21 protein-coding genes and 2 pseudogenes are annotated in these 26,992 nt (G+C 48.9%); 10 read left to right on the top strand and 13 right to left on the bottom strand.

Features of this window, described 5'->3' with window-relative positions:
- Positions 1-83 precede the first annotated feature (83 nt).
- From LQK91_RS20160 to LQK91_RS20145, 4 genes and pseudogenes are all read right to left on the bottom strand, one after another.
- Positions 84-491 carry a hypothetical protein gene (locus LQK91_RS20160; protein WP_105100054.1) on the bottom strand — a complete coding sequence of 136 codons (408 nt, stop codon included), beginning with the start codon at positions 489-491 and terminating at the stop codon, positions 84-86.
- Between the two features lie 6 nt (positions 492-497).
- Positions 498-2,051 (bottom strand): hypothetical protein, encoded by a 1,554-nt coding sequence (locus LQK91_RS20155; protein WP_105100053.1) that lies wholly within the window; start codon positions 2,049-2,051, stop codon positions 498-500.
- A gap of 321 nt (positions 2,052-2,372) precedes the next feature.
- A pseudogene (locus LQK91_RS20150) lies at positions 2,373-3,434 on the bottom strand (OmpP1/FadL family transporter); the annotation flags it as partial.
- Between the two features lie 96 nt (positions 3,435-3,530).
- Positions 3,531-4,640 carry an SDR family oxidoreductase gene (locus LQK91_RS20145; protein ID WP_105100051.1) on the bottom strand — a complete coding sequence of 370 codons (1,110 nt, stop codon included), beginning with the start codon at positions 4,638-4,640 and terminating at the stop codon, positions 3,531-3,533.
- A gap of 609 nt (positions 4,641-5,249) precedes the next feature.
- On the opposite strand from LQK91_RS20145, the gene LQK91_RS20140 reads away from it, so the two are divergent.
- The 6 genes from LQK91_RS20140 to LQK91_RS20115 all read left to right on the top strand — a co-directional run bounded on the left by LQK91_RS20140 (position 5,250) and on the right by LQK91_RS20115 (position 13,559).
- Complete coding sequence (locus LQK91_RS20140; protein WP_231001658.1) at positions 5,250-6,140, top strand: antimicrobial resistance protein Mig-14; 891 nt, start codon at positions 5,250-5,252, stop codon at positions 6,138-6,140.
- A 160-nt stretch (positions 6,141-6,300) separates the two neighbouring features.
- On the top strand, positions 6,301-7,461 hold the full coding sequence (locus tag LQK91_RS20135; RefSeq protein ID WP_105100049.1) for an efflux RND transporter periplasmic adaptor subunit: 1,161 nt from the start codon (positions 6,301-6,303) through the stop codon (positions 7,459-7,461).
- A 1-nt stretch (position 7,462) separates the two neighbouring features.
- Entirely contained in the window at positions 7,463-10,558 is a 3,096-nt protein-coding gene (locus LQK91_RS20130) for a multidrug efflux RND transporter permease subunit (protein ID WP_105100048.1), read from the top strand.
- A 188-nt stretch (positions 10,559-10,746) separates the two neighbouring features.
- Positions 10,747-11,442, top strand: coding sequence for a response regulator (locus tag LQK91_RS20125; RefSeq protein ID WP_105100047.1), 696 nt, complete (start codon positions 10,747-10,749; stop codon positions 11,440-11,442).
- On the top strand, positions 11,439-12,515 hold the full coding sequence (locus LQK91_RS20120; protein ID WP_105100046.1) for an ATP-binding protein: 1,077 nt from the start codon (positions 11,439-11,441) through the stop codon (positions 12,513-12,515). The genes LQK91_RS20125 and LQK91_RS20120 overlap by 4 nt, the downstream gene beginning before the upstream one ends.
- Positions 12,516-13,022: 507 nt before the next feature.
- Positions 13,023-13,559 carry an N-acetyltransferase gene (locus LQK91_RS20115; protein ID WP_105100045.1) on the top strand — a complete coding sequence of 179 codons (537 nt, stop codon included), beginning with the start codon at positions 13,023-13,025 and terminating at the stop codon, positions 13,557-13,559.
- Positions 13,560-13,995: 436 nt separating this feature from the next.
- Here LQK91_RS20115 and LQK91_RS20110 read toward each other — a convergent pair whose 3' ends face one another.
- From LQK91_RS20110 to LQK91_RS20100, 3 genes are all read right to left on the bottom strand, one after another.
- Complete coding sequence (locus LQK91_RS20110; RefSeq protein WP_231001657.1) at positions 13,996-14,142, bottom strand: hypothetical protein; 147 nt, start codon at positions 14,140-14,142, stop codon at positions 13,996-13,998.
- 57 nt (positions 14,143-14,199) lie between these two features.
- Positions 14,200-14,820 carry an FAD-dependent oxidoreductase gene (locus LQK91_RS20105; protein ID WP_231001656.1) on the bottom strand — a complete coding sequence of 207 codons (621 nt, stop codon included), beginning with the start codon at positions 14,818-14,820 and terminating at the stop codon, positions 14,200-14,202.
- Positions 14,821-15,533: 713 nt separating this feature from the next.
- Positions 15,534-16,838, bottom strand: coding sequence for a tyrosine-type recombinase/integrase (locus LQK91_RS20100; protein ID WP_105100044.1), 1,305 nt, complete (start codon positions 16,836-16,838; stop codon positions 15,534-15,536).
- 775 nt (positions 16,839-17,613) lie between these two features.
- On the opposite strand from LQK91_RS20100, the gene LQK91_RS20095 reads away from it, so the two are divergent.
- Positions 17,614-18,381 carry a hypothetical protein gene (locus LQK91_RS20095; protein WP_033761224.1) on the top strand — a complete coding sequence of 256 codons (768 nt, stop codon included), beginning with the start codon at positions 17,614-17,616 and terminating at the stop codon, positions 18,379-18,381.
- A gap of 26 nt (positions 18,382-18,407) precedes the next feature.
- Here LQK91_RS20095 and LQK91_RS20090 read toward each other — a convergent pair whose 3' ends face one another.
- The 5 genes and pseudogenes from LQK91_RS20090 to LQK91_RS20070 all read right to left on the bottom strand — a co-directional run bounded on the left by LQK91_RS20090 (position 18,408) and on the right by LQK91_RS20070 (position 21,367).
- Positions 18,408-18,689, bottom strand: a complete 282-nt coding sequence (locus LQK91_RS20090; protein WP_033761226.1) for a hypothetical protein — start codon at positions 18,687-18,689, stop codon at positions 18,408-18,410.
- A 572-nt stretch (positions 18,690-19,261) separates the two neighbouring features.
- A pseudogene (locus LQK91_RS20085) lies at positions 19,262-20,275 on the bottom strand (hypothetical protein); the annotation flags it as partial.
- Positions 20,276-20,406: 131 nt separating this feature from the next.
- A complete protein-coding gene (locus LQK91_RS20080; RefSeq protein WP_003848081.1) occupies positions 20,407-20,730 on the bottom strand; it encodes a DUF1493 family protein in 324 nt (107 codons plus the stop codon).
- The gene (locus LQK91_RS20075) at positions 20,727-21,182 is read right to left on the bottom strand and encodes an STM2901 family protein (protein WP_003848082.1); all 456 of its coding nucleotides are present in this window, start codon (positions 21,180-21,182) and stop codon (positions 20,727-20,729) included. Before LQK91_RS20075 ends, LQK91_RS20080 begins: the two co-directional genes overlap by 4 nt.
- An 86-nt stretch (positions 21,183-21,268) precedes the next feature.
- Positions 21,269-21,367 carry a tail fiber assembly protein gene (locus tag LQK91_RS20070; RefSeq protein ID WP_223296442.1) on the bottom strand — a complete coding sequence of 33 codons (99 nt, stop codon included), beginning with the start codon at positions 21,365-21,367 and terminating at the stop codon, positions 21,269-21,271.
- A 49-nt stretch (positions 21,368-21,416) separates the two neighbouring features.
- Between LQK91_RS20070 and LQK91_RS20065 the strand changes: the two genes are divergently transcribed.
- The 3 genes from LQK91_RS20065 to ddlA all read left to right on the top strand — a co-directional run bounded on the left by LQK91_RS20065 (position 21,417) and on the right by ddlA (position 25,335).
- Positions 21,417-22,436 carry a phage integrase gene (locus tag LQK91_RS20065; RefSeq protein WP_003848083.1) on the top strand — a complete coding sequence of 340 codons (1,020 nt, stop codon included), beginning with the start codon at positions 21,417-21,419 and terminating at the stop codon, positions 22,434-22,436.
- Positions 22,436-23,014, top strand: coding sequence for a hypothetical protein (locus tag LQK91_RS20060; protein WP_105100042.1), 579 nt, complete (start codon positions 22,436-22,438; stop codon positions 23,012-23,014). The genes LQK91_RS20065 and LQK91_RS20060 overlap by 1 nt, the downstream gene beginning before the upstream one ends.
- A 1,223-nt stretch (positions 23,015-24,237) precedes the next feature.
- Positions 24,238-25,335 carry a D-alanine--D-alanine ligase gene (gene ddlA / locus LQK91_RS20055; RefSeq protein ID WP_039659385.1) on the top strand — a complete coding sequence of 366 codons (1,098 nt, stop codon included), beginning with the start codon at positions 24,238-24,240 and terminating at the stop codon, positions 25,333-25,335.
- Positions 25,336-25,355: 20 nt separating this feature from the next.
- On the opposite strand, the gene LQK91_RS20050 is transcribed toward ddlA, so the two are convergent.
- Entirely contained in the window at positions 25,356-26,777 is a 1,422-nt protein-coding gene (locus LQK91_RS20050) for a GGDEF domain-containing protein (protein WP_039659386.1), read from the bottom strand.
- Positions 26,778-26,992: the final 215 nt, after the last annotated feature.

Below are 26,992 nucleotides of genomic sequence, written 5' to 3'. Positions count from 1 at the left end.
GAAGCGGACACCGCACATACCTTAAAATTGTAAGCAGTATGGGTTAAGTAGAAATAACTAACCACCTAACTGTATCGTAAAAATTAACTAAATAAGGAAAAAAACCATTTTTCCATTTTTGCTTTTATAAACTTGTGGCAAACAGCTAAATCTATCCCTGTAATGCTACTTATTAACCCAAATAATAAGGTAATAATTACTGTAAATCCGACTAGATTACCTTTGAATAACTCGCTTTTGATCAACGCAGGCTGTATTTCATCAGGAATACCTTTCACCGCTGCCAAGCAAAGAGCGAAAACAAGCACCCCACTGAAAAACCAAGCTATTGAACCTGCCAAAAAGGCACTGCCCTTACGTATTTTGCGCTCTAAAGATTCAATTCTTTCCTGCGCAGCTTGGTTCTCCTGACTAATGGCCTGAAGTTGTGTGGATGCTTCTTGACGTACAGTCTCAATTTCCGAACGACTTCGGTCTTCAAGTTCTGCCATATCACTTTAATGTTTTTCATCATGTTTTCTCTTAATAGTATTAACAACGTCGAAAACATCTTCCTCGGAAAAATTTTCTCCCACATCAACAGAAACATCATGGACAAGTCGGAGAAGATCACTATCCCAGCGGATTTGAAGAAATTCATCTTGAGTAACATCTCCGCGTTTTTCAAGTTTTTCAAGACGACTGATGAAAGCTTCCCAGAAGCGATCATCGGTATACAATAAGCTGTAAGCTGTTGAAAGAAGCTGCTCTTGAGGTAGCCGAGCATAAATGTCCGGCTTTTTTAGCCAGAACATGGCTGTCATCCATTGCTCTGAAACGACTACAGGAATAGCCTGGCGGTTAGTTTCATGGCGGAAAAAATCATTAGCCTCCTTGACCAAGCCTGTATTGGGAGTAACAAAAACACTAAAAGACTGACTGAGGTTGTTGATTATTTTACCTTCCCGCATATTGTGTACACGGGAAACGCAAACAGTGTCGTGCTCGAGATTTTTATCTCGCCGAAAAGCCTTTCCAATAGCACTTTGAAGTTTTGCTTCATCACATTGATACATTGTCTTAGGACTAAAACCGAGCTGAACATCGATGCCAAGTTTATAAATATTACTTTCCAAAAGCTTAAGATCAGTATCAATACGTTCTGCATCATAGCCTTGCGCCCTCAGCCACTCTAACGTTTTTGTATTAAATCGTTCATAACGTTTCCGTGAAATGTCATTTTTCCAAGCATAAAGCAGGCCTTCAATTTCACTAAGTGTGCGGTCAAAAATCACTATTTTAATATCTAGTGATTTTAAAAGGTTCAAAAAGTCTATATATGCTTCTTTAGCTTGACGTCCGCTGTAACCTAGCATGCCTATGACTATTGGAGAGTCAAGGTAGACGGTAATGCCTTTATAAGATTTCTTGTCTGTAGCTTTATCCGCATAAAATAGATAATTAGCTAGTAACATTCCTTTAACACACCGACTGAAGTGCTCAAGAACTCCAGGCTGATTGCGATGAATATGACTTATAAAAGATGCAATAACATGGTTGGTGTTTTTAATGCGATCAGCAAGTTCCATTTTTTGATAAGCCCGGTGGCTAATCACGCTGCTGACATTCACTTCAATAAATCCAGTAATTAGTTTCTCAGCTTCACTGTCAGAGATTTTCTTAGCAAAGTTGGTCTCCGTAAAGATGATAAACTCATTTTTGAGACTTGCAAGCGAGGTTTCAACATCTTCTTTTTTATGCTCAAAGCCATTTTTCCATTCAGTAATTTTATCGTGAACGGGAATGAAAGCATAATTTTCACGGATTAGAAGGCCTCTTTTTTTAGCTCGTGTCATTAAGACCTTCACCGCTGCCAGTGGAGGCTTAAACCCAAAGCTTTGCTGCAGTTTATACTGTATATCACTCTCATTTATAACTGGCTTGCCAATTTCTGATGCAGTTACTGCAATAAAAGGTAGAAATAAATCTATTTCATCGTGTATATCGTCTCGCTTTAGAGTTTCAAGCAAAGCGAGCTGAAGCAGCGGACTATTTATTTCAAATTCTGTCATTTTTTAACAGCACCAAGAGATTTACATAAGAAAAATCTTATTATCCACTTTTGTGTGAAAGTCTGCCACTCCTATACATAGTAAAAATTAATGATTTCACTGCATGTGACAACTGCCGCATATCGCTCTTAGCGGACATTGGCTTGGCGTCAATCCGCCAGGTGCCTGATGCAGACGTTCACGCGCAGGAGTTGCGCGTGCAGATGCAGCACTGTATCGCGCCAGGCGCAGCGGCCGGGACCGGTGGTCAGTGTGATTTCCGTCGTCCGGATCCTGCGCGGGAGGGCAAAGCACTGCTCAGGGTTAACCAGAACCGGATTGTCAGAACTGATAACTGTAGTTCATGCTGAAAAAGTAAATTGCAGGGTCGTTATAGCCACCTTTAACAACTGGCGCGCTGACGCCGGAAGACTCCATGGTGAGATATTCAAAAGCGGCACCCACGCTGCTGGCAGGCGTGACCTGGTACTGCGCGCCAATGCCAAAGCGCCATGCTGCGCCCGACGGCATGGTCAGGGAGGAGTTATCCTGTGAGCGATAGAAACTGCTGTCATAGGCCATGCCGGTGTTCAGACGCCAGCGGTCATCGGGCCTGAACTGCACGCCCAGCGCGGTGTGCCAGGTGTCGCGCAGACGATTATCACGTGCGAGCGGCTCACCGCTGATATAAACCTGGTTTGCTCCGTAAGCGCTCCAGTCCTGCCAGCCCAGATCGCCCAGCACCGACCAGCGCGGGCTGAAATCATGCACCAGGCTGAACATCAGCTGCGCAGGGGTGTTAACCTGCGCCGAAAGCGGCAGGGTATATTGCTGATTAGGCAACTGAGGGAAGCGTGCGGTGCCGTCAATGTTGAAGTGATACTCGATTTTACTGGCATACGTCAGGCCGGCGCGCGTGGCGTCCGTGATGTCAAACAATAACCCGGTTCGGAAGTTGGTGGCCCAGTCGTGGTCGCTCTGCTTCTCATCCTGGCCGCCGAGGTTGCGGGTCAGGGAAAGAAAGCCGTAATTGATACCTACACCCGCGCCCCATGACAGGCGGTCGTTGATTTTCCACGCCAGTGCCGGGCTCAGCGTCATGCCGACCAGCGTGCTCTTTTTGATAAGGCGTTCTCCCGCCCAGTTGCCAAAGTCCAGCCCGAGGCCGTAATTGCCGTAGAGACCTATACCCGCCGACCAGCGGTCATTCAGACGCTGGTGATAAAAGATGCTGGCTCCGGGGAACCAGCCAATCGTATTGCCAGGGCTGTTCCCCTGCAGTCCGGCATCGTTATTCAGCGTATAAGGCGTATCGCCGTAGAGCGCCTGAAGACCCCCGGTCAGCATATAGTCATGCAGGCGCGTCATCCCTGCGGGATTGGAAACCAGTGTGGATGCATCCTGGCCAGCGGAGCATCACCATTCATCATGAACAGGGCTACATAACTCATTACGTGACCCCAATTATGCCCCGGTATTCTGTGCTTTTTCGATAGCGGACTATTTAAAATCGATCTGCATCAGTTCGGCAATGGTTGAATCACGCGTTGTCAGCACGCAGCGATCCAGATAATCGGTAAACCGCGAAGGCTTATTCATTCCAAGCTGCATTAGCTTAGAGTTATCAAATACCACGTTAAGGTTTGAGAAATGACCGTACAGGTTCATGGCGCGAAGCATTATCCGCTCATTGCAGGGTCCAAACAGATCCTTAAAAGTTCTCCGACTTTCAGAAAGCTGTTTATAAGACACCTTCTGGTAATCAACCCCCAGTGGCCTGCTTCCTGATGCTTTGGCCATCGCTTCATCAATTTCGGCAAATGTCACACAGCTGTTTGTTCCTGCAGAAATATGAATTACCTCATTAATCACATCTTCTGCATCAAGCAGCATGATAAGCGCTTCCGCGCAGTAATCAACGGGAACTACATCAATACGGTCATTCAGGTCGCAGGTGAATTTACCCAGTGCCAGCGCCATCCGGAATACCCAGAAAATGCTGGCTGAAGGTAGGCATCCCAGAACGGAGTGACCCACTACGATCGACGGCCGGGCAATAACCAGTGGCAACTTCGGCAGCTTCTCTGTCATCAGCTTTTCAATCGAAGCCTTACTCCAGGTGTATTCAACGATATGCTGATCCCGGCAGGAGTTGAGCCCGCCCTCAGTGACCAGTGAGCCGGGTTCCGGCGCACAGGACATAGCGGTTCCAACTTGGATAAATTTCTTTAATCCTTCAACACGGCTCATTCGTTCAGCAAACCGAAATGTGCCTTCAACGTTTACTTTCCAGATGGTGGGATTTTTACCAAATGAGGCCACAGCTGCACAATTAATGACATGGGTAACATCATTAAGTCGTGCGTCATGAATAAAATTATCCGTAAATTCCATGTCACCCAAAATAATATTTTCAGGTGCTATTGTATTGGTAACTGACTCATTTAAACCAAAGTTCTTCAGGTTCGCTTTGAGCCGGCGCAACCCTTCCTCAACAGTTTCGCCTCTGACCAGTAGTAGCAGTCGATCCTTAACGTTGTTATGTAATAAATTTGCTACGACAGCCCCGCCCAGAAAACCTGTAGAACCGGTAATAAGGATTTTTTTCATGATAGTGCCATTTAATCTGTTTTATCAATGGAAAGCATTAATAGAACACTTCCCGAGCATTAAAATAATTCACAAATTAATAAAATAATTGTAATTACATTGTTTTTATGAATTTAAGGGTGAAGTTGTTATTTGATACTAACTTCCCTCCTGCCGAGTTAATCACTTGTCAGGTAGTAAACCACACCAGTATAAAGCTAATAATAACCGCCAGACTCAACAACAGTGCATACATTTCATTAAATTTATTCATTTAGATTCTGTTTATATCCTATGCATATAAAGCAACTCTTGAATCTCCTCATCCCTGCTGAGTTCACGCTCTGATTTGAGCAACTTTTGCCATTTGGGATCAAGCTTTATTTAAACTCTTTTTCATGAACTTATTATTATTTTAATAAATGACGTTTTTCCTGCACTTATTTATGGAGAGTCAGTTCAGACTTTGTGTAGAACATGTGTAGAAGCTAAACAAAGAGGATTTATAGTATAAATCCCAGCATTTGTTTACCCCTTGTTTAATATCTATCCATTACACCCTTGCCCGTCATGAAATATTTCCGCACAGATTCTCAGGCGGACTCTCGCGTTACACTTCAGGTGACAGGCATGTTTACAACACACTTAAAACTTAAAAATACCGGCTGGGAAGCGTGTACGCCATCCGCGTACGCTCAAATTTACGCTGCATTTGGGGGGAGTGTTTGCACCCATCCCCGCGTTCTCGCTTATCTTGCTCAGCGTGAAGGCGTCCGGATTCACTACTACATGAAAAGGCGACACGGACAACCCATTGCTGCCGTGTTTTCTATCAATGGCTCGCTGGAATATAAAAAATCCAATCTTCCCTTTGTTTTTGATGATCTTATCCTCCCGATTAAGGCGGGTGAAAAAGTCATTCTTCCATTTAAAACTAAGCGCTTATCGCCCCATTCTCAGGGCGTCATCTTTAACAGCATCCGTCACAACCTGTTTAAAAAGAAAATGGCTCACATCAAGTCTGACTTTTCCGTGAAAACCGCTAAGAAACGTACCGGTGAGGTCCGGCGATTCAGAAAAGCAGGCGGAACAGTCGAAGATGTGACCTCTTTTTCTCCTGCTGAACTTTCCGCTATCTATCAGCACCTGTTCGATTTGCGTTGGCAAAACAGCCTTAAGTGTACTGACACCGGCATCCTGACTGAGACGTTCACCACGTTCAGAGACATGATTTTCGGCAAAGTCTTATTCATCAATGACTCACCCTGCGCGTTTGATCTTAATTATAAAGTTGAGTGCCCAACATGGTATTACTTCGAAGACTTTAATGGCGGGATAGATCCCCGGTTTAAATCGATGGGGGTTGGCTCTGTTTTGCTCTGGGAGAATATCCAGCACGCCAGATGGTTAGCTGCGTCATCAGATAAAAAATTTATTTTTTCTCTGGGGGCCTACAACCCAGGCTGGCATTACAAAAAACAGTGGTGCGATATTATGCCCTCAGGCCGTACGCTGTTCTGAAAGTGAATGCAGTCAGGTTTTTTCATTGCCAGCCGGTTTTTCGCTGGCAATACAATAAAATAAAAAAATTTCGCTTCTACACACAATCTCAACACACCCTCAACGGCGAATAAACGCGTGTCCGATAATATGGGTCATCACTCTTTGAGACGAGAAACCCATGTTGTCCCTCAAACACTTTTCGCTGCCTTTATTTTTGGTTGCCCTGATTGTCGCGCTGACGGGCTGCGATGATAAAACCATTAATGAAGCTGAAGCCCCTGCTCCTCAGGTTGCCATTGAGGTGATCCAGCCACAAGTGTTAGCGGTCAGCGAGATGCTTCCGGGTCGCGTTAACGCGCTGCACACAGCAGAAATACGCCCGCAGGTCAGCGGTATTATTCAGCGTCGTTTGTTTGAACAGGGCGCAGAAATTAAAAAAGGTACGCCCCTTTTTCAGATTAACGCGGCGCCTTTTGAAGCGGAAGTCGCCAGTGCGCAGGCCGGTTTACAGCGTGCCAGGGCCGCCAATGACAAGGCTCAGCAGCAGGCGGCGCGTCTGCGGCCACTCATGAAAACGGGTGCAGTGAGCCGTCAGAGTTTTGATGAAGCTATCGCGAATGCTCGTCAGGCCGCGGCAGATGTTGCGCAGGCAAGCGCCGCGCTCAGGCGCAAAGAGCTTGATCTGAGTTTTGCCACCGTTGAGGCACCGATATTCGGACGTATCGATCAGGCTCTGGTTTCCGAAGGGGCGTATGTGACAGCCAGCGACAGCACGCCACTGGCTCGCATCTACCAGACAGACCCCATTTATGTGGACGTCCACCAGCCCGCTGAGGTTTACCACCAGCTGCGCCAGCAGGCGGCGATTCATCAGGACGCCGCTGCAGGCGTGCCGGTAAAGGTGTTGTTACCTGGCGGCACGGTCTATCCACAGCCGGGCAGGATCCTTTTCTCCGGCATGAGCGTTGATACCGCGACGGGCGACGTGATGGTGCGCATCCAGGTGAGTAATCCTGACCGCGAACTTCTGCCCGGCATGTTTGTGCGGGTTGAGATCCCTCGTCAGCACTATGACGATGCGCTGATGGTTCCCCAGCAGGCGGTCTCGCATCAGGAGGGGCACGCTGTGCTCTGGATAGTAGATAGTCAGCAACAGGCCCGTCAGATCAACGTCCGCGTCGGGGAGTTAATCCATGGCGCCTACCGCATTGCCGAAGGATTACCTGCCGGCAGCCGTGTCGTCGTCCAGGGCATGGATAAGCTCAGCAACGGCACCAAAGTCGCGGCAGTGATTTCAGCTGCCACCCCTGCAATTCTGACCATGAAGGCCGGAGAGTAAAATGACTCAGTTTTTTATTAAGCGCCCGGTTTTCGCCTGGGTGGTCGCCTTGTTCATCATTCTGTTCGGGATTATTGCGATCCCGAAACTGCCGGTGGCCCGTTACCCCTCGGTGGCACCGCCGAATGTCACCATCACCGCGACCTGGGCAGGCGCTTCACCTCAGACGATGAACGACACGGTCGTCAGTCTGATCGAGCGTGAACTCTCCAGCGTTAAGAATCTGCTCTATTTTGAGTCATCCACGGACACATCAGGCCAGGCGACCATTACGGTCACGTTCAAACCGGGCACAAATGCTGAACTGGCGCAGGTTGATGTTCAGAACCGTATTAAGACGGTGGAATCCCGCCTGCCTCAGGCGGTGCGGCAGAATGGGCTCCAGGTTGAATCGGCTGACACCGGCTTCCTGATGATTATCAGTCTCACCTCTGAAGCCGGGAAAACAGACAGCGAAGCGTTAAGTGACTACATGGCCCGAAACGTGGTTGAAGAACTGCGCAGACTGCCTGGCGTAGGACGTGTTCAGCTGTTCGGCGCGGAAAGTGCCCTGCGCGTCTGGGTGGATCCTGCCAGACTGCTTTCACTCAACCTGACGATGAATGATATCTCTGCCGCCATCACCCAGCAGAATGCGCAAATCGCCCCGGGACGGGTCGGCGACGAGCCCGCGTTGCCCGGTCAGATGGTCACCCTTCCCTTAATGGTAGAGGGTCAGTTAACCACGCCGGAAGCGTTCGGCCGCATTGTGCTGCGCGCGAATCAGGATGGCTCCAGCGTCAAACTCTCTGACGTGGCAAAAGTGGAGGCCGGTTCTCAAAGTTACAGCATGCTGATGCGTGAGAACGGTCAGAACTCAACGGGTGCGGCGATTATGCTGGCGCCCGGTGCCAACGCGGTAAAGACAGCAGAAGCGGTCACGTCCCGGATGCAGGAACTGAGTCTGTCGATGCCGGAGGACATCCGGTACGCGCTCCCTTTCAACACCGCACCCTTCGTAAAGCTCTCAATCGGGAAGGTGATCCACACGCTTCTCGAAGCAATGGTGCTGGTGTTCGTGGTGATGTATCTGTTCCTGCAGAACATCCGCTATACCATTATACCCGCCATTGTCGCGCCGATTGCCTTGTTGGGCACGCTATCCGTGATGCTGCTCTCTGGCTTCTCCGTTAATGTTCTCACGATGTTTGGACTGGTGCTCGCCATCGGCATCATCGTTGATGATGCGATTGTCGTGGTTGAAAACGTTGAGCGCATCATGCGTGAGGAAAACCTCGGGCCCCGTGAGGCGACCTCAAAAGCGATGCGCGAAATAACGGGTGCCATCACCGGCATTACGCTGGTGCTCACGGCGGTCTTCATCCCCATGGGATTCGCCAGCGGTTCAGTCGGCATCATCTATCGTCAGTTTTCCCTCTCAATGGCAACCGCAATTCTGTTCTCCGCGTTGCTGGCCCTGACCCTGACGCCCGCACTGTGCGCGACGCTGCTTAAAATGCCTTCCGATCATGCCCGGCGCGGTTTTTTCGGCCTGTTCAATCGCGGCGTTGATCGACTGACAAACCGCTATTCGGGCTGGACAGGTGTGACTCTGAAGCGCTCTGGCCGGATGATGCTGTTATTTATTGCCCTGTGCGCAGGCACCGGGCTGGCATTCAGTCAGCTCTCCTCAGCTTTTCTGCCAGAAGAAGATCAGGGCTATTTCATGACTGCGTTTCAGCTACCGGCAGAGGCCACTCAGCAGCGGACACTGGCGGTGGTAAAAAAATATGAGGAAGCCCTGAATTCGCGTTCCGCCATCGCGACCAATCAATCCATCATTGGCTTTGGCTTCTCCGGTGCCGGGGCGAACACCGCACTGGCTTTCACCGTACTGAAAGAGGGTAAAGAACGCGGCAATAACACGACCCGGGGTGAAGTTGAATTTGTCGGACAGGCCATGCGCGACTCGCCGGAAGGCACCATCATGACGATGATGCCCCCGGCCATCGAGGAGCTGGGAAACACATCGGGCTTTACGCTGAGACTTGAAGATCGTGCGAATCAGGGTTATGCGGCGCTGGAAGCCGCACAGAATACGCTTTTACAGCTTGCCGCGAAAAGCAGCAAAGTCACCCAGGTGTACCCGGACGGTTTGCCGCCGGGAACGACGGTCCGGCTGAATATTGACCGTGAAAAGGCCAATGCCATGGGCGTTTCGTTCAGCAGCATCAGCGATACGCTCTCCGCCGCCATGGGGTCGCTCTACGTCAACGATTACCCGAATAAAGGCCGGATGCAGCAGGTAATTATTCAGGCAGAGGCGAAAGATCGTATGCAGATTGATGACATCCTCAATTTGTATGTCCGAAGCAGTGAAAACCGGATGGTGGCGCTGAAGACCTTTGTAACGCCGGTCTGGTCGTCAGCCCCTCTCCAGCAGGTCCGCTATCAGGGCTATCCCGCGATGAGGCTCTCCGGTAGCGCTGCGCGGGGTGTGTCAAGTGGTGATGCCATGAAAGAGATCGAAGCGCTGGCCAGACAGCTGCCGCCGGGGTTCGCAGTTGAATGGACCGGCCAGTCGTTGCAGGAGCAGCAGTCTGCCGCACAGGCACCTATGCTGATGGCGCTCTCTATCCTGGTGATCTTCCTGGTCTTAGCGGCGCTCTATGAGAGCTGGGCCATTCCGCTCTCCGTATTGATGGTGATTCCGTTGGGGATCGCGGGCGCTGTCGCCGCCGTGATGATTCGCGGATTGCCTGATGACGTGTTCTTTAAAGTGGGGTTGATTACGGTGATTGGACTATCAGCCAAGAACGCCGTGCTCATTGTTGAGTTTGCCAGACAGTTACACCAGGAGGGCAAGAGCCTGCGTGAAGCGGCAATCACTGCGGCCAGAATGCGTCTGCGTCCGATTATCATGACCTCGCTGGCTTTCGGATTGGGCGTCGTCCCGTTGATCATGGCTTCAGGACCCGCCAGCGAAACCCAGCATGCCATCGGCACCGGCGTTTTTGGGGGGATCATCAGCGCTACGGTTCTGGCCGTTATTTTTGTTCCGCTGTTTTTTGTCACCGTGATGACACTGCGCAACAGGCTGAGTACGCATGAAAAATGATATGCATACCGCGCGCCCAGCGCGTATCTCGTCTGATTTATTGTTTCACGGACCTGATATCATCATGACAACGTCCCTGAAGCCATAGCGACGTTAACACTCTTTTAGTATGAGCCCGGCGGCGGTCTTTCAGAATCAGATCTGCACCGTCGCCGTCCGGGTCGATACAGATCGAAGACAGGATAAGGATGAACAGCAGCGTGATTTTAATCGTCGAAGATGATGTTGAAATAGCCGCAATATTAACCGCCTATCTGCAGAATGCCGGTTACACGGTAAGTCATGCGGAAAACGGAGCGTTAGCCCTGGCGTTTTGTGCGACATCCTCACCTGAGCTGATCATACTGGATGTCCGCATGCCGGTGATGGATGGCTGGCAGGTGCTGGCCGAAGTGCGTCGGCGCGGAAATACCCCGGTCATTATGCTTACGGCCAACGACGATGATGTGGATAAACTTTCCGCACTCCGTATTGGGGCCGATGATTATGTCGTTAAGCCGTTTAATCCTGCTGAGGTTGTGGCACGGGTTCAGGCAGTATTGAGACGTACCCAGGTTATCACGCGTTCGGAAGATATTTACTCTACCCGATCGCTTTCCATTAACCTGCAGCAGCACAGCGTGGTTGTTAAACCTGACGGGACGGATATCGCCCCCCGCCTGACCACAACCGAGTTCAGATTGATCACCCATTTTGTGCGCGAACCTAACCGGGTTTTTAGCCGGGATGAACTGCTGGACGCGTGTTTTCCGGAAGGTGACACGTTACCGCGAACCGTTGACAGCCATATCAGTAAATTACGCAGGAAACTCGATGACGCGGGGGTATCAGGACTGCTGCAAAATGTGAGGGGCTTCGGCTATCGCCTGGGAGAGAGTAAATGAAGCAGCGTGGTCTTAGCGGGCAGCTGAACTGGCTCATCGTCAAAGTTACGATCTATTCCTTCCTGACCTCGTTTGCCACCTACTCACTTTATCCGACCGTTATTGGATTATTTTCAGGTCAGCTTGTTCCGCTCGATCTCGACCAGGGGACAGCCAGCGACTGGATTACCCTGCTGGTGACAACGCTGTTAACGATAGCCGTCTCGGTGTTTTTTTCTGCACGGTTCGCGCGTCAGATGATCGTTCCTCTGGAGTCGCTGACTCACAGTGCAAAGCGCGTCGCGGAAGGTGATTTAAGCGCACGAGCGAGTGAAGGCGCAATCGAAATCGGTGAGATTAATGCGCTGGTCAAAGACTTTAACCGCATGGCGGAAACACTCGAAACCCTGTCAAACGATAGCCGGACCTGGAACGCCGCTATCGCACACGAATTAAGAACCCCGGTGACGATATTACGCGGGAGACTTCAGGGTTTAGCTGACGGTATATTTGCGCCCGATCATAAGCTCTTCGTTAATCTGATTCATCAGGCCGATGGCCTGACGCGGTTAATTGAAGATCTCCGAACGCTGAGTCTGGCCCAGACGGGACATCTGCATATTCACTATGAGCGCGTGAATATCAAAAGTGAGATTGAATCGTTAGCTGAACTGGTGAAAGAGGATTTCAAAGCCAGTCACCACTCACTCGTGCTGAAAGTTAATCCGGCCATCATTGAATGCGATGCTTTACGCTTCAGGCAGGTGATGCTGGCCTTTCTGGAAAATGCCCGTCGTTATTCTATCCCTGGCGTCGTCATGATTTCCTGTGAACAGGAAGCTGGCTTCGTAGCGGTGCATATAGATGATGAGGGACCCGGCATCGATCCGGCTTTTGCCAGATCGATCTGGGATGCGTTTGTGCGCACAGATGATTCACGTTCACGCCTGAGTGGCGGAACAGGCTTAGGTCTGGCGGTTGTCAAAGCGATCGTGCTTGCACAGGGTGGAAAGGTGTCATGCGAAAAAAACAATCTTAATGGCACCCGATTCTCTTTCTGGCTGCCTGAAACTAAAGTCAGTCACCCTGACTGAAGGCAGAATAAACTCTGCCGCAAATATTTCTGAGGATAAAGGCGGGTTGATAATTATAAAAGTTGTCCTGCTTATACGTTGCTGGCGGAAAAGAATTACGTGGTGCCCGCTTGGTGCCAGGAGCAAACGTTTGGTGGTTCTAAAAGGTTTCATAGCGCGGCAGATATTACGACCACTAAACAGAGTGGCTTACTGACGGCGCAAGAGCCGAATAATTACGACGTTATTCAGCGCGAAAATTAATTGTTAAAACACCTATGATGAAGGATTCACAGTACACAGAAGTGTTGAATGATAAGGCTACTCACGGCCAGGCTGTCAGAGCGAGTTCGGTTCCTGTACTTTGAAAAAAAATCGCCATAGTTAAGAAATTTGCTGATTGATGCACCTTCTAAAAACCACCTGACCGAGAGGTTTTTTCATCTACACCTTGAACGAAATGCTTTCAAGATGAACATAACCCGCATTTGTCAAATCCGATTATCTAATACATTCTTAAGGATAAAAATGAAAGAACGCATAACACTTATGCCTCTAAAAATAGCTGACATTGCTGACTTCAAGTCAGATTTACAGAAAGCTTTTTCTGTAGCGATAGTGGATAAATTTGAAGAGCGTTCAGATGAGCCAATCCCGTCAGATAAAACGCTAGACATGACAATGAATGCTACCAATGCCGTATCACTTCACATTCTTTGTAATGGTCGAAAGGTTGGAGGTGCTGTGCTGAATATTGATAGTAAAACCCATCACAATTCACTCGATCTCTTTTTCTTAAGGGCTGGAGAAGAGGGCCGAGGCATAGGCCTTAAAGGCTGGCATTTAATTGAGAAAAAATATCCCGAGACAGTATCCTGGCAAACACATACGCCCTATTTTGAAAGGCGTAACATCCATTTTTATGTAAACAAGTGTGGGTTCAAAATCGTCGAATTCTTTAATAAAAAACATCCTGACATTAACCATTCAGAAGATGATGTTTTCCTCGGGGAAGACAATGATGCATTCCGTTTTGAAAAGGTTATGCGCGAATGCGACATATAGCGTCAGATGTAACCCGACATCTCTGCCAGGTGAAATATCGGAAATATCAATTACCAATACCGGGTTAGGTTGTACAACTGTAAATTAACCCTGCGTACTGTTGGAGGTAATGACAGAACACTTCCTGAGAGCGCCTTCATCACCATGCCCAGAAAGGCTCCTGGTGAATCGTTGGCGCAAAATTTTACTTTGTTAAACTGAGACGCTTCAGGTAACACAATATTAAGGAATACCAAGGTATAGTAGCCTCATTAATTAATGATGGTAAATTTACAGACGTCCGCTCTTCGCTCATAGCGGACATTGGCCTAGGCATCAGTCAGCTTTGCGCCAGAAGCGGACGTTCCAGAAGCCAGCTCCTTTTAACGCCAGCGGGATCATTATGTTTTTAACACACTATTTCTGGCTCGAAAGGCCGCGAACCATTCTCACAGGATTAATTCTGTTGTAGCCAGCGCTGAATCCCCATTGATGCAGACTCAATGGCGCCTGCCAGATAGCCTGAAAACTGCGGCGACCATTCACTGGCAATACCCGTTATCTCACCAGACCATTCTTCACCGGCGGGAAGTTGCTCAGGCATCACGTGTCCGGCGTCCTGCAGAAGATCAAAGTCCGTTGCAGTAAACGGATCCGCCGCTCAGTCTTTTATATACTCAGCTTCGGGCTCTGCCGCATCCTGGCCAAATAAGCGTACGAGCTGCTCCCGGCAAAGGTTTTTGAGAGCAGCTTCGCTGACAGTCCATCTCGATTTTGCCGGTACGCCAATAAAACCAAATATCACCGTTTTACCCGAGTCTGGCTCGGACACGTCGTGGATCTCAGCCATTGGCCCCACGCGGCTCCCTGCATGCCCTGAAAGCTGTCGTGCATGCAATAAGTCCGTTTTATATACAGCGACATATTTCGCATGAGGGGCCATCCATATCGGGGTTTTCCGCCAGCCTGACAGCACCTGTTCCGGCATCGCCGGTCTGAATTCTATTTTAGCTGCCAGGGCAGGAGGCAGAGCGAGGAAGACATGCTCACCGTTAAACACGGTTTTTTTACTGCCTTCGGCCCTAGTATGGACCTGCACTTCTTTGCCAGCCCGGGAAACCGCCACCACCTGATGGCCGGTTTTAATCTTCTGAGCAGGGATCTGACTTTTGAGTGCCGCCGTCAGCGCCTGCATTCCTCCCTTCAGCCTGAAAGACGCAGGGGTGCTCTCCCATGCCGGGTAGCGTTCGGGGGGCGAATTCAGCTGGCGTTCGTAGAGCATGTCACCCGGACGGCCATGCGCGATGTCGACTTTTCAGAGGGCAGTCGCGGAGCGGGCAGGGAAGAGGGAAACATAGTGATTCCTTTTAAGTACGGTCCTGGCGGTTGCCTGCTACAGCAACCCACTGACGGGATAGGATGGATTGCTCAATGGCGGTCAGAACCTGCTGATTCTGCAGGCCAAATGCAAAGCAGGAAGTGAGAGCAAGAGCCAAGTACCAGGATTAAGCAGATTAGCCCACCTCAATGGTGGGCTACCTCCCGGCAAACACCCTCTGATAAACCATCTTGTAAGCTCATCTCCCACCCACTACAAACCCAATAAGCACAATGAGGACCTCACAATGCAAAGTCGAGCCACCAGCGCCAAAATCACCAAACAACAAATTTGCCGCTCCGCTGCTAGCTCAACGGCTATTGAAACGGGTGTAGCTGTGCAGAAAATTGAGCAAAAGCTATAGGCTTAGCTCGCTAATTCGGCAAAATATCGTCAACAAGCTGTATCATCGGCATATAGCTGTCGATGATTTCGGCCTGAATAGCCTTCAAAACGCTTTATGCCCGTCAAAAAGACTGTAAGCCAGTATCTGCGTGAACTGATAACACATCAAACTCGGCTTCATCGATAATACCCAGTCTATTCAACAATATGCTATCCGATGAACCTGACTAGCGTATGCTCTCCAAATAATCCAGACCATATCTAGCCAATTCTCATCCTCTCTGGAATAAATTTACGACATTGCTGGTGGCCTGTTCAATATGATTGACCCTGTTTTCCCACTGTTCTAATGCCCTTCTTTTCTCTACAAGATAATCATAACGGTCATAATGCTTCGAGCTGACATCCTGTAATGCATGGTTTTGAATACGGTCACGTAACTCTTTCGAGAGACCTATTTCGCCCATCAGCGTTTTGCAGGTCCGCCGCAAATCCCTCGCAACAAACACCGGATTGTCAGAAAAATGCTCGCGATAATAGATGATTGCCTGCGCAAAGCTGTCAGTTCGTAGATGCTTACCTGCATCCAACCGCTGCGAGAAGATATACGGGCTATCATTAACGTTCTCGCTCTTCAGCCTTTCCAGAATTTCTATAGCTGAATCCGTTAACGGCACCAGATGGTCGCGCTTGTTCTTTGAGACGTCAGCAACTATCAACAGCGTTTTCTCTTCCCAGTTCACGGCATCCCACCGACTGGAAGCCAGTTCATGTGGGCGCTGACCACCAGCGTAAACACATAAATTAAGCAGCAAGCTCACCGTGCTGCCGACGCTTGGCGTTTTGGGAAAATCACCCATTAGCTGTTGCAGCTCATTCAACTTCAGCCAGTTGGTTCCCGCTTTCTCTGCAGCCGACTGCTTAGGGATGACGCCCACCGGGTTCATCTCAAGTCCAAACATCACGTTCTGCTGGTGGTTGGCCGGATCGTTGTCCGCTTTGAGCCCGTAGTTGAAAGCCGCCATCAGATAAGAGCGCACACGATTCGCTTCAACGCTCGCCCCGCGCTGAATGATGGCAGACAAAATCTGTTTGATATGTAGCGGTGTGACTTCGTTAGCTTTCGTATCTTTGGCGATGAAGGAATAGGTTTCCTTTTCCAGACGGTACAGCACCTGCTGCCATGTCCGCTTTCCATCTTCCCGCATTTTGTTGGTATAGCCCTGAATAAGCTGCTCGATGCTGCCCTTTAGCTGTTCGGCACGCTTTTGCTTTTCCAGCGCGATTTCCTGTTCAGCCTTTTCGACCTTAGGGTTCTTTCCTTCCTTCAGCGTACCGGCATAACCTTTCGCAAGCTGGCGAGCCTGAGCTAACGACATTTCAGGGTAACGACCCAACTGAATGAAATGGCGCTTAGCATCCCAGTAGTAGCGATAGTAGAAAACCCGCTGCCCGGATGGCTCAACTTTAACGCCCAGACGCCCTGCTCCGCGCTCACCACTTTTGTCCCATACCTGATAAGCCGAGTCGCGCGCTTTCAGGCCGCGCACCATTGAGTCCGTTAAATTATCTGCCAAAAGAGAGTCCTTACGAGAAATGTTTTACTGCCGTTTTCTGGGTGATGTAGCAGGTGACGTAAGGATGATACTGAAAGCAAATACCCGGAACAACATGAAACGAAGACACAAACATAAATTACTGATTTTTATTATTTAAAAGGTGGGAATGATTAAAGATGGAAAATGATGAAACAAGCTATTCATATGACTCATAATCGCTTGGTCGCTGGTTCAAACCCAGCAGGGGCCACCAAATTTAGTGATGTATATCATGCAGTTAAGCCATCTTTCAGAGGTGGCTTTTTTGTCTCTGTCAGTCAACTGTCCCCTTTTTGTCCCATCAGGCTTAGCTACATACTAGCTGAACAGACGAAACTTGAAATGCCGAACCCTCACATTTGAAGGGCGTATACCTTTGTTGAGGAGTGTCAAAGTCCTCTTTAGCAGTAAAACAGAATTTCCTTCCGGATGATTTAATTTGTTGTTATGCAAAAATACCTAACTATGATAAATACCGTAAAAATATCAATAACTTATGCATACTTCTTCTGTAATTGGCGGCAAAATGGCGGCAGCGATTTTGCTAGTATTAAGTTTGCATTTTACTCATAATTACTCAGCCACTGGTAAATCCTAGCAAGGCCATCAAAAAGATGGTGGCCTTTCTTCGTAAACTTCTAAGTTTTTCAAGAACGTCCAGCTGTTTCTTCTTTAAAGATTTTTTGCTTAATGTTGTGTTTCCAAAGATACCATTAAAAAGATAATTTTAGCTTTGCAAAGGAATGAGTTACTAATGGCTTTCAACGAAAAAGAACTAATATCTAAAATAACAGGAATGATTCCATTAACTGCCATAATTACTGGATATATTGTATTGCTGGGCTTCGCTTACACTTATGGTTATTGGTCATCGTATAACATTGACTTTCAAGTAGTCTTAGGGCTAATTTCACCACTAGACATGGTCAAATTTCTTATCATGCCCTTCATAACAGCTTTTTTCTTTACTGCTTTTTATATTTTAAGCATGGCTAATGATGACGTTATTGCTGACGAAAAAGAAGAGAAAATAAAGTTATTTAAAAGATATGATAGAACTATAAAATTCCTTCAATTTATCTTTTTCTTGTACGGCATTTATTATTCCTATAAATATCTAATACAAGAAATAGATTTTTATGGATCCGTAATATATTGCTTTGGATTCTCTATTGTAATTTTTTGGACTGTTAATCATTACTTGCTTAAGTTAGATTATTACAACTCAAGAAGATTAGCATTCTTTGCCTTTATTTTTATCTTCTTGCCCGGATTATGCCTTAATCTCGGACATGTTAAAGGAGAACCAAAAATAGAAGAATCAAGCCTTGTTATGAAAGGTCACTCTCAGTGCTCACTTGACACTTCAGACCAATTCGTTCTTTTAGCAATTTACAGTCAAAAAGGAATTAGCATTTCTGTTAAAACAAAGAGTATATGTTTGTTTGATACAGAAAATCAAAGTTTTATAAATTACATTCCAAAGAATTATTCTTTTCCACTTGATAAAAAATCAATTTGAATTTTATATTTACAGGATTTTCTTATTCATTTTGATCTAAAACACTTTGCAGCTAATTGCTTCTGCCAATGACTATAAGCCGCAGTCCACGCCTCATTTTCATTCGTGAATATTTTATCTGCTACAGGAAGCCACTCAAGTTTGTTGTTTTTAACATGCTTGAATCGGACATCCCAGTATTCACCCCGTGGCCATAACACGTATCTGTTATCCGGTCCCAGCCGGTCATTCCAGATAGTTTCATGAGTTAGCTTTTCTCCCCGCTCCATAAACATAAACAGCGCGCCATTAAGTGAAATACGTCGCATTTGGGCGACCTCTTGCCAATAAAAACACTGTACATAAAAACAGTGTATATCTTACTGTGTTTTTCAGCCTTGTAAAATGTCCTGAAACCTCTGAAACCCTTGTCCTATCTGCTTTGGCTGTTGACTCGCTTAGTCTTATTGAGATCCACTTGAGATCCAAAAAGTGAACAAAAATATTTAATATGCTTTAAATTCAACAAACTATGCTTACCCTGAGATCCAATAGAGATCCAGAGAACTGAAAAACACTGAAATTCTTTTCGCTCTTTTCAGTTGGCGAACTCAGGCAGAACACCAGCAATGGCGCAGTCTGGCCATGCCCATTGTAAAAAAATAAAACTGAAAAATTTTTATGATCCAAAACCTGCAGGCGGGTGCGGTGTAGCGCCGATTTTGTCTTCACAGCGATTATTTTGCCGGGGCTGACGCGCAGCCAGTGCCACGCTCTGCGGATGATCTGTCGGAGGTAATTGTGCGTAATGGTCGCGCCTGCGCGTAGCGCAGCGTGCGTCTGAGGCGTTCTGGTGACGGGCAATAAAAAACCCGCTGCGGTAGCGGGTTAGCGTGCTGGCTTACTTGCCTATGACGGGGGAGTATTTCTTACTGAGCGCAGCGGCCTGCTGGCCACTCTGTGCGATGGCGCTGCTGTTCGTGGGCTGACCGGTTGACGGGTGCGTATGGCTGGCCAGCTGTTCAGCCAGCTGCTGCACAAGTGCCACGGTATCGAGCATCAGCTGGGCAACGTTAATCTTCTCTGAACCAATCCACACCACCGGCGCGATAATTTCCTGACGCGTCCCGGCAATGCTCTGGCGCAGCTGGCCGATTTTCTCAGTCAGTGCCTGCCCGACTTTTATCGCCGCGCTGCCCGTAACGTCCGATTCGGCATTGCCGCCCACTGTAATCAGCTGATTCTGCTGTGCGGCCACGCTGTAACTACCGGTCGTTACGTGCTGAATGGCTCCGGCCATCAGTGACGTCGTTCCGATCACCGTGGTCCTGTCCGTTGCTTTCACAGTCGTTTCCCTGCTGACCAGCTCACGCTTTTCCGTATCGGCTTTAACCTCCCGGCTCATGGACGTTTCACGGATGGCCTGATCGGTCTGGCGCTCCCAGTCTCCTGCCTGCGTTACCCGCTGCGATACTTCCGCGCGCTGCTGCTGCAGCTGTTCGCCCGGCTTAACGTCCGGCAGGCTGGTCCCTTCCGGCATCGTCTGGCGCACAAACGGCTTGTCCGGGCGTCCGCCGGTAAAACCGACCTCAACCAGCGTACCCTCCGGCGGGAACTGAAACATGCCGGGATCATTACCGGTTATCGGTACAGGCAACGGCACAGCAGGATAAACCGGCGTACTGCCGTCAGGATTACCGTCAGCGTCCAGCAGCTGCAGATTGACGTCATAGCGCGGCCTGAAAGGGGTCATCAAAGTTTCCGCTTTTAACCGCCTCAGTCGGGGCAACAACACGCGCCTTTCAGGCAGGTGCAGACCGCTGGCCAGCTCCGGATAATGGCTTTCAACCTGCCGCTGTATGGGTGTTTTCTGCAACGGCTGGCCTGTTGTGCGGTTTCGCGGCGTCCAGGTGATAATTCTGTGTTATATGGCGATACTTCTGTGAAGGAGTTCCGTTATGGTCAGGCCTTAGGGAAGGTAAATCATATTATTGTAATTGTGTGGCAGCTGACAAAACGGGGAACTTTATCACCTGCTATGAGCAATCAGAAAAGCCAGCGCCCTGCACGGGCTGACTCAATAAACATTCTTATGGTCAGTGGCTCTTTATCCTGTTTTACATTTTTGCGTGAGAACAGCGAGGAGGATTTCCAGGGGAAATAAGCGACAAGATTGAAGCCTGCTGGCTGCACATCAAAGTCATTAAAAAAATTTTTCGCCATTTCAGCGATATCATCCGCCTCGAACTGTTCCTGCAGAATGTCATCGTCGCCGACTTCAATTTTCTTCAACAGAAACGTCGTCACCAGCGGCAGTTCACGCAGAATAAATTCGCGCACTGCATCAGGGGTTACTGTCATATTATTCACCAGATTTTATCCTCCGATCGCACAATCAGGTTATAGCGATGGACAGTGTGGAAACTAATTTGTGCAACATCGTTTGCCAGAATCAACCATCCGACAACAGGCACGGCTCTGCCTACAAATGCCCCCAGATTGTTTACCCAAAAAATCTTCAGCCCACGCAGGCTGAAAGATTTGGCGGTCAGCGTTGGCAGAATGCGGCACCGGAATTTGTAAGAAAGGTGTTTGCGGAAAAAGAGCGACGCAACGGAAGTACCGGGGGTTGCCGTGTTAGGTTTCCCCGGAACGTCGATATTATTGTTGCCCAGAATTAATCCCGCAACGGCCAAAATATCCTGAACGCCTAGTTGCTTTTGTGTCTCATCAATAAGTATCCAGAACAGCAACTCCTGCGGCGTCAGATTAGGCAATTGGTTGAAATAATACGTACCATCCAGTTGCTCTGTTGTATCCATACCTGCTGATCCCTTTCGTTAAATGGTTAGCGAATTTTACTTTACCATCTGTGTGCCAGGTTGTTAATCCATTGCCAGTTCGCCAGTCAGGCGGGCTTTTCGGGCCAACTGATATGCGGCGTGGCTAACACATTGGTGATCTGCACTGCCCATACGTACTTCATCCAGGCGGTGAGCGCGGCCATAATATCAAGTTTTTGGGCAAGTCGTTGCCCGCTCAGAGAAAGGCATAGCATGGCGATAGGTAAATTACCCACTGGGGAATGGCAGACTCAGGTTTTCCCGAACGGCCGAGACGGTAAGAGAATACGCCGCCAGTTCGCCACTAAAGGCGAAGCGCAATCTTTTAAGAAGTTCGTAAAAGATCAGCGTCAGGACAAGCCTTGGCTGGGTGAGAAAACAGATAAGCGCCGGATAATTGAGCTGGTTGAATTGTGGTTCAACACGCATGGCATCACCTTGGCGGATGGTGAGAAGCGGCGAACTACGATGGCGTTCGCCTGCGAAGCGATGGGAAATCCACTCGCTACCGAGTTCAACGCGAAGATTTTTGCGTCCTACAGCGAGCAGCTATTAAGCGGGAAGATCACCCGCTCCAGTCGAGTAAAGACGGTTACGCCGCGCACGGTAAATCTAGAGCTGGCATATTTCAGGGCGATGTTTAATGAACTGCGGCGGTTAGATGAATGGGCCGCACCGAACCCGTTAGAGAACGTGCGCGAGTTTAAAATCAGTGAATCAGAGATGGCCTATCTCACCATTGATGAGATACGCACGTTACTTGCCGAATGTGAGAGTAGCCGTTCTAAGGATTTAACGACAGTCGTTAAAATTTGCCTTGCTACTGGAGCACGCTGGAGTGAAGCAGAAGGTTTGAAAGGGAACCAGATTCGTGCGGGTCAGATAATCTACGTAAAAACTAAAGGCAAGAAAAACCGTGCAGTGCCGATCACTGAGAAGTTGCAGGCTGAGTTGCCATTAAGCAGAAAGGCGCAGCCACTCTTTTCTACGTGCTATTCAGCTTTTAGAAAGGCAATGCAGCGCGCAGGCATTGAGACACCTGCCGGACAGCTAACGCATGTTTTACGCCACACTTTTGCTTCTCATTTCATGATGAATGGTGGCAATATCCTTGTGCTTCAACGGATATTGGGACATACGGATATTAAGGTAACGATGCGATACGCACACTTTGCACCAGACCATTTGTCTGAAGCGATGTTGTTAAATCCTTTGAATAGAATGGAATTGTGATGAAAATGGAATGCCATAATAATGAACTGAGCTTAGAAGATCTACTATGCCTAAAGGTATTCAGTGAGACCTTCGAAGTAATCGGTTTGGATGATTCCATTAAAGCAATAACAAATTGGGCAGAAAGAGAGATTATAGCTGGAGAAGAATCAGACACACTCCTGATTCTGGCATCATTGAATCTCGAACCCACACCAGACCGCCATGATGTAGAAAAATACCTACGCATTTATCAACGTGAAAAAAACATTCAAAATCCAGACATTTATTACAGCGCGTTAGTTTGGCTCAGGAGGGAGATAAGTTATTTAATAACAGATTCATCATCCAATGAGATAGAAAAAAGGTTGGCGTTTTTTACTCACTACTTTTCGGATTATCCGCCAAGAGCTTTCGCCAGAATAACGAATTTAATTTCTAATTTTTATTGGGAGCTTTACGACGAAGCAGTACCCGTTTTTAACTCCAGAGCTTCAGAGATGAGTGAACATCAACTGATCACTTACTTGAGAACACGTTTACGACCTTTCTATCGAATTCTTAGTAACCGTGATTGGTTACGGATTTTAGTTGACTAGTTTTCAAAATAATTGGCAGCAGAGCGCAATGCTATTAAACGCTTTCTGTCTCTATTCGGCCTAAAGAAAATATAAAAATCAGTAAGTTACTGATTTAACTCACTTCGAATTGGGACTCATAATCGCTTGGTCGCTGGTTCAAACCCAGCAGGGGCCACCAAATTTAGTGATAAAAAAACATATACCTAAGCCGCTCGTTGAAGCGGCTTTTTTGTTACTGGCTTTTCGAGTGGCGGCAAAGTGGCGATGCATTTTCACTGCCATGGGAAATCCTCAACTGATTATCCTGAGCAGCCCGAATCAAGACCGTGAATTGCAGAGCCTTCTGCGAGTCTTTATCATCAATGGCACGGCTGGCGCCACACAGCAGAATCAGTAGACGGTTTCAAAGAGTCCACCACGCATCAATAATGGCTGAAGCCGGAAACAGCGACACGGTTTCTCACCTGTAACTAACCCTCAACGCCTCTCATAAATCCGGCCCATTAAATATTAGCTTCATGTTAAAGTCATTGGCATTGCCTGACTCGAACAAGTGAGCAACAGCTATGCATCAGATTTTCGAAATACTCTCAGAGTTATTTAGCGCGTGGCCTGTCATGTCGGGAAAGCGAAAGGAGAAGAAGCCCGCCAAGGACACCAGGAAGATCTCAGGTCTTGCCTACGAACCTTTATGCAAGATAACGCCCGACCAAAAAAGAAATGATGTGCCGCACAAAGATGAGAGCAACTGAGAAAACGTACTCATCCTCATATTTGCTGGTGTGAACACAAGCGAAACTTGCAGAAGCTATCTTCCACGCTGACCGTTTTACCTCAGCTCACAGTTTTCATCCTCTCAAGCGGCACCGCGAATCGTCAGCGATAGTCCTGAATGTGGCGTCATCGCCACATCGCAGATCATTATCCCGAAAGCGCCCGCAACACCATACTGGGTAAGGTACGACAACGGGTTGTGATATTCTCCAGCCAAACCTGGCGATATCCCGCATTGCCCTCTGCCTGATCGTCAGATTTAGTCATCTCTTATCCTTTCTGATCTGCAACCGCTCTTCATCCGAAGTTATCCCTGCGACCTGTCGATAACGTATGGAGAAAAGGTAGCTGCGATTAAAACAGCCTGACGAGGCAATTACTGTCGCCAGCATTTAGATTTCAGGTAATTTAACCCGCGCAAACCCCATGCTATCTTGTGGTTTTGATTTTTTCAGTGGGCAAAACAGATGACAAAGTTGCGGGTAGGGATCGTGTTTGGCGGGAAGTCGGCCGAGCATGAGGTGTCGTTGCAGTCGGCCAAAAATATCCTTGAGGCGATCGACAAAACCAGGTTTGACGTGGTGTTGCTGGGCATCGACAAACAGGGACACTGGCGTCTGAATGATGCGTCCAACTTCTTACTTAACGCTGAAAATCCGGCGCTGATCGCACTGAATCACGCCGCTGAAGATGTGGCGCTGGTGCCGGGCAAGACGCAGCAGCAGATCATCACCCGTCACAACGCCCATCCACTGTCGCAAATCGACGTTATCTTCCCGATTGTTCACGGTACGCTGGGTGAAGATGGTTCTCTGCAGGGTCTGCTGCGTATGGCCTCTTTACCGTTCGTCGGGTCCGATGTGCTGGGTTCTGCGGTGAGCATGGACAAAGATTTCACCAAACGCCTGCTACGCGATGCCGGCCTCAACGTCGCGCCGTGGCTGAGCGTCACTCAGGCACAACGCGCCCATCTGGATCCAGAGGCCGTGATTGCCCGCTTTGGACTGCCGCTATTTATCAAACCCGCCAACCAGGGTTCTTCAGTGGGCGTGAGCAAAGTAGATAGCATTGAAGAGTTTGATGCCGCGCTGGCACTGGCTTTCTCCTTTGACCGCAAAGTACTGATTGAACAGGGGATAAAAGGTCGGGAGATTGAGTGCGCGGTGCTGGGCAACGATGCACCTGAAGCCAGCCCCTGCGGCGAAGTGGTGGTGCATGACGCCTTCTACACGTATGACACCAAATATATTTCTGAGAACGGAGCACAGACGGTGGTCCCGGCGGCCATCGCAGCGGAAACCAGCGATGCGATTCGTGACGTCGCCATCAAGGCCTTTACCGCGCTGGAGTGCTTTGGCATGGCGCGCGTCGATGTGTTCCTGACTGACGACGGCGAAATTATCGTCAATGAAGTGAATACCCTGCCCGGCTTTACCAACATCAGCATGTACCCGAAACTCTGGCAGGCAGCCGGGCTCAGCTATCAGGATCTGATCAGCCGTCTGATCGACCTGGCGATTGAACGCCACCAGCAGGCCAGCACGCTGAAAAGCAGCGTCAGTTGACCCGCTCCGGCGGCGTGGCGTTATGCCACGTCGCTGGAGATGCCGCAATAGTTGACGGGTGAGGTCTGATTACGGCCATTGCGCTTCGAGAGATAGAGGTTTTTATCCGCCGCCGAAATGAGCCGGTTAATCACACGGTGCCACTCCGTCGCTTCTCCGGCACTGCTATGCGCCAGTCCCAGACTGACGGTCACGGTAGCCGTACTGCCCTGTAGCCAGAATTTCTCTTTCGCCATCTTCTGCCGGATGCTCTCGGCGAGAAAATAGAGCTTTGCGGGATTCTGGTCGAACAGCACCACCACAAATTCCTCTCCGCCAAACCGGCAGACGCGTCCCTCTTTACCGATAACCTGCTGCATCCGGCGAGCGATCTCTTCCAGCACGCTGTCACCCGCGTCATGACCAAAATTATCATTAATCGCTTTGAAGTAGTCGACATCCAGCAGGATCACGCCCACCTTACGATCCGGGAAAATAGGCTCCGCACGCAGGCTTTCATATAAGCCGGAACGCGACAGCAGCCGGGTCAGGAAATCGTAATTCGCGCGCAGCGCGAGCCGTTGATTCAGCTGGCGAATGGCATCCATGCTCGCGGCCACGATCAGCGGGCTAATTGCGATAGTCGCCACACCCAATCGCGCCGAGGTCAGGTGGCTGACGAGCAGGAGGGTATCATCGCCCTGAATGTTCATTACGCCGTGCGAAACCAGAATGATTTCGACAATACCGCTCAGCAGAATCACCAGGCTGGTCAGCGGCATCGGCAACACGATGGCACACCACACCAGCGCCGGAACCGGTAACGTCAGGCTACCTGCGCCACCCATTATTGCCCCAATCATCATCGAAAAGATCAGAGCGATAACGGGTGCCAGCTTGCGCAGCTGCAAAAACTGGCGGGGCGACAGCGACGACCAGTCACGCGTCAGCAAAAACGGCAGTACCATGAGCCCGGTAGAGAACTGCTCACTAAACCACTCACCCCAGGCGATCGCCAGACCGACAGTGAAATCAGCCTGCTGTGCCAGTGCCCCCCAGCTGGCACAGGCTAACGCGGCCAGCAGGCAGGCGGGGAAAATACGTAGCACATTGATAATGCGCTCCCTTCCGGAATCATTCTGAAGATGTTTTATCAGCAGCGTAACCGCTATCAGCACAAACAGAAGATTCGCCAGGTTCAGCGTGAAGGCAGAAAGCGCCCAGCCTGAAAAAACAGTGTCGTTAAACACCATGCCAGCAAACGTAGCCAGGTAATAGCGGGTCTGATGCAGATAAGGATTTCGGACGATAATGCCAGTGACGATCGCGTTGACTGGCCAGAACAGTGACAGCTCCTGTGGGATGCGCAGGTGTCCGCCGATAAAGCAAAATAACAACGTCACTAAAAACAGCGAAAATGCGTTCTTCTTAGCGTTGTGCTCTTCAAACAGCTGCATGCGCATACATCCGGACCTTGTCGCAGAGAGGCTGGCTGTCCACGTCAGCCTGCACAGGCGCGTGGTGTCAGAATGATTAAATCCTGGATACTCTCACTGTCATCCGGCGGTCAACCGCCCTTCCTGGGCTGACTCAGGAACGTGACGCTGAAGAGTCTAACCTCATCAGATGACAGTAAAAATTGGGGACTTATTATGCCTCGCAAATAAAAAAAACGGAT

The organism is Pantoea sp. MHSD4 (genome assembly GCF_021043305.1).
Taxonomy (GTDB): domain Bacteria; phylum Pseudomonadota; class Gammaproteobacteria; order Enterobacterales; family Enterobacteriaceae; genus Pantoea; species Pantoea eucalypti.
The sequence above is the reverse complement of the archived record's forward strand: the minus strand, read 5'-3'. Positions and strand labels throughout refer to the sequence as shown.

Excerpts from the sequence above, each read along its gene's own strand:
- LQK91_RS20160 (WP_105100054.1), bottom strand. The coding sequence starts at position 491 with ATGGCAGAACTTGAAGACCGAAGTCGTTCGGAAATTGAGACTGTACGT.
- LQK91_RS20155 (WP_105100053.1), bottom strand. The coding sequence starts at position 2,051 with ATGACAGAATTTGAAATAAATAGTCCGCTGCTTCAGCTCGCTTTGCTT.
- LQK91_RS20145 (WP_105100051.1), bottom strand. The coding sequence starts at position 4,640 with ATGAAAAAAATCCTTATTACCGGTTCTACAGGTTTTCTGGGCGGGGCT.
- LQK91_RS20140 (WP_231001658.1), top strand. The coding sequence starts at position 5,250 with ATGTTTACAACACACTTAAAACTTAAAAATACCGGCTGGGAAGCGTGT.
- LQK91_RS20135 (WP_105100049.1), top strand. The coding sequence starts at position 6,301 with ATGTTGTCCCTCAAACACTTTTCGCTGCCTTTATTTTTGGTTGCCCTG.
- LQK91_RS20130 (WP_105100048.1), top strand. The coding sequence starts at position 7,463 with ATGACTCAGTTTTTTATTAAGCGCCCGGTTTTCGCCTGGGTGGTCGCC.
- LQK91_RS20125 (WP_105100047.1), top strand. The coding sequence starts at position 10,747 with ATGAACAGCAGCGTGATTTTAATCGTCGAAGATGATGTTGAAATAGCC.
- LQK91_RS20120 (WP_105100046.1), top strand. The coding sequence starts at position 11,439 with ATGAAGCAGCGTGGTCTTAGCGGGCAGCTGAACTGGCTCATCGTCAAA.
- LQK91_RS20115 (WP_105100045.1), top strand. The coding sequence starts at position 13,023 with ATGAAAGAACGCATAACACTTATGCCTCTAAAAATAGCTGACATTGCT.
- LQK91_RS20110 (WP_231001657.1), bottom strand. The coding sequence starts at position 14,142 with ATGCCTGAGCAACTTCCCGCCGGTGAAGAATGGTCTGGTGAGATAACG.
- LQK91_RS20105 (WP_231001656.1), bottom strand. The coding sequence starts at position 14,820 with ATGCTCTACGAACGCCAGCTGAATTCGCCCCCCGAACGCTACCCGGCA.
- LQK91_RS20095 (WP_033761224.1), top strand. The coding sequence starts at position 17,614 with ATGGCTTTCAACGAAAAAGAACTAATATCTAAAATAACAGGAATGATT.
- LQK91_RS20090 (WP_033761226.1), bottom strand. The coding sequence starts at position 18,689 with ATGCGACGTATTTCACTTAATGGCGCGCTGTTTATGTTTATGGAGCGG.
- LQK91_RS20075 (WP_003848082.1), bottom strand. The coding sequence starts at position 21,182 with ATGGATACAACAGAGCAACTGGATGGTACGTATTATTTCAACCAATTG.
- LQK91_RS20070 (WP_223296442.1), bottom strand. The coding sequence starts at position 21,367 with ATGGCCGCGCTCACCGCCTGGATGAAGTACGTATGGGCAGTGCAGATC.
- LQK91_RS20065 (WP_003848083.1), top strand. The coding sequence starts at position 21,417 with ATGGCGATAGGTAAATTACCCACTGGGGAATGGCAGACTCAGGTTTTC.
- LQK91_RS20060 (WP_105100042.1), top strand. The coding sequence starts at position 22,436 with ATGAAAATGGAATGCCATAATAATGAACTGAGCTTAGAAGATCTACTA.
- ddlA (WP_039659385.1), top strand. The coding sequence starts at position 24,238 with ATGACAAAGTTGCGGGTAGGGATCGTGTTTGGCGGGAAGTCGGCCGAG.
- LQK91_RS20050 (WP_039659386.1), bottom strand. The coding sequence starts at position 26,777 with ATGCGCATGCAGCTGTTTGAAGAGCACAACGCTAAGAAGAACGCATTT.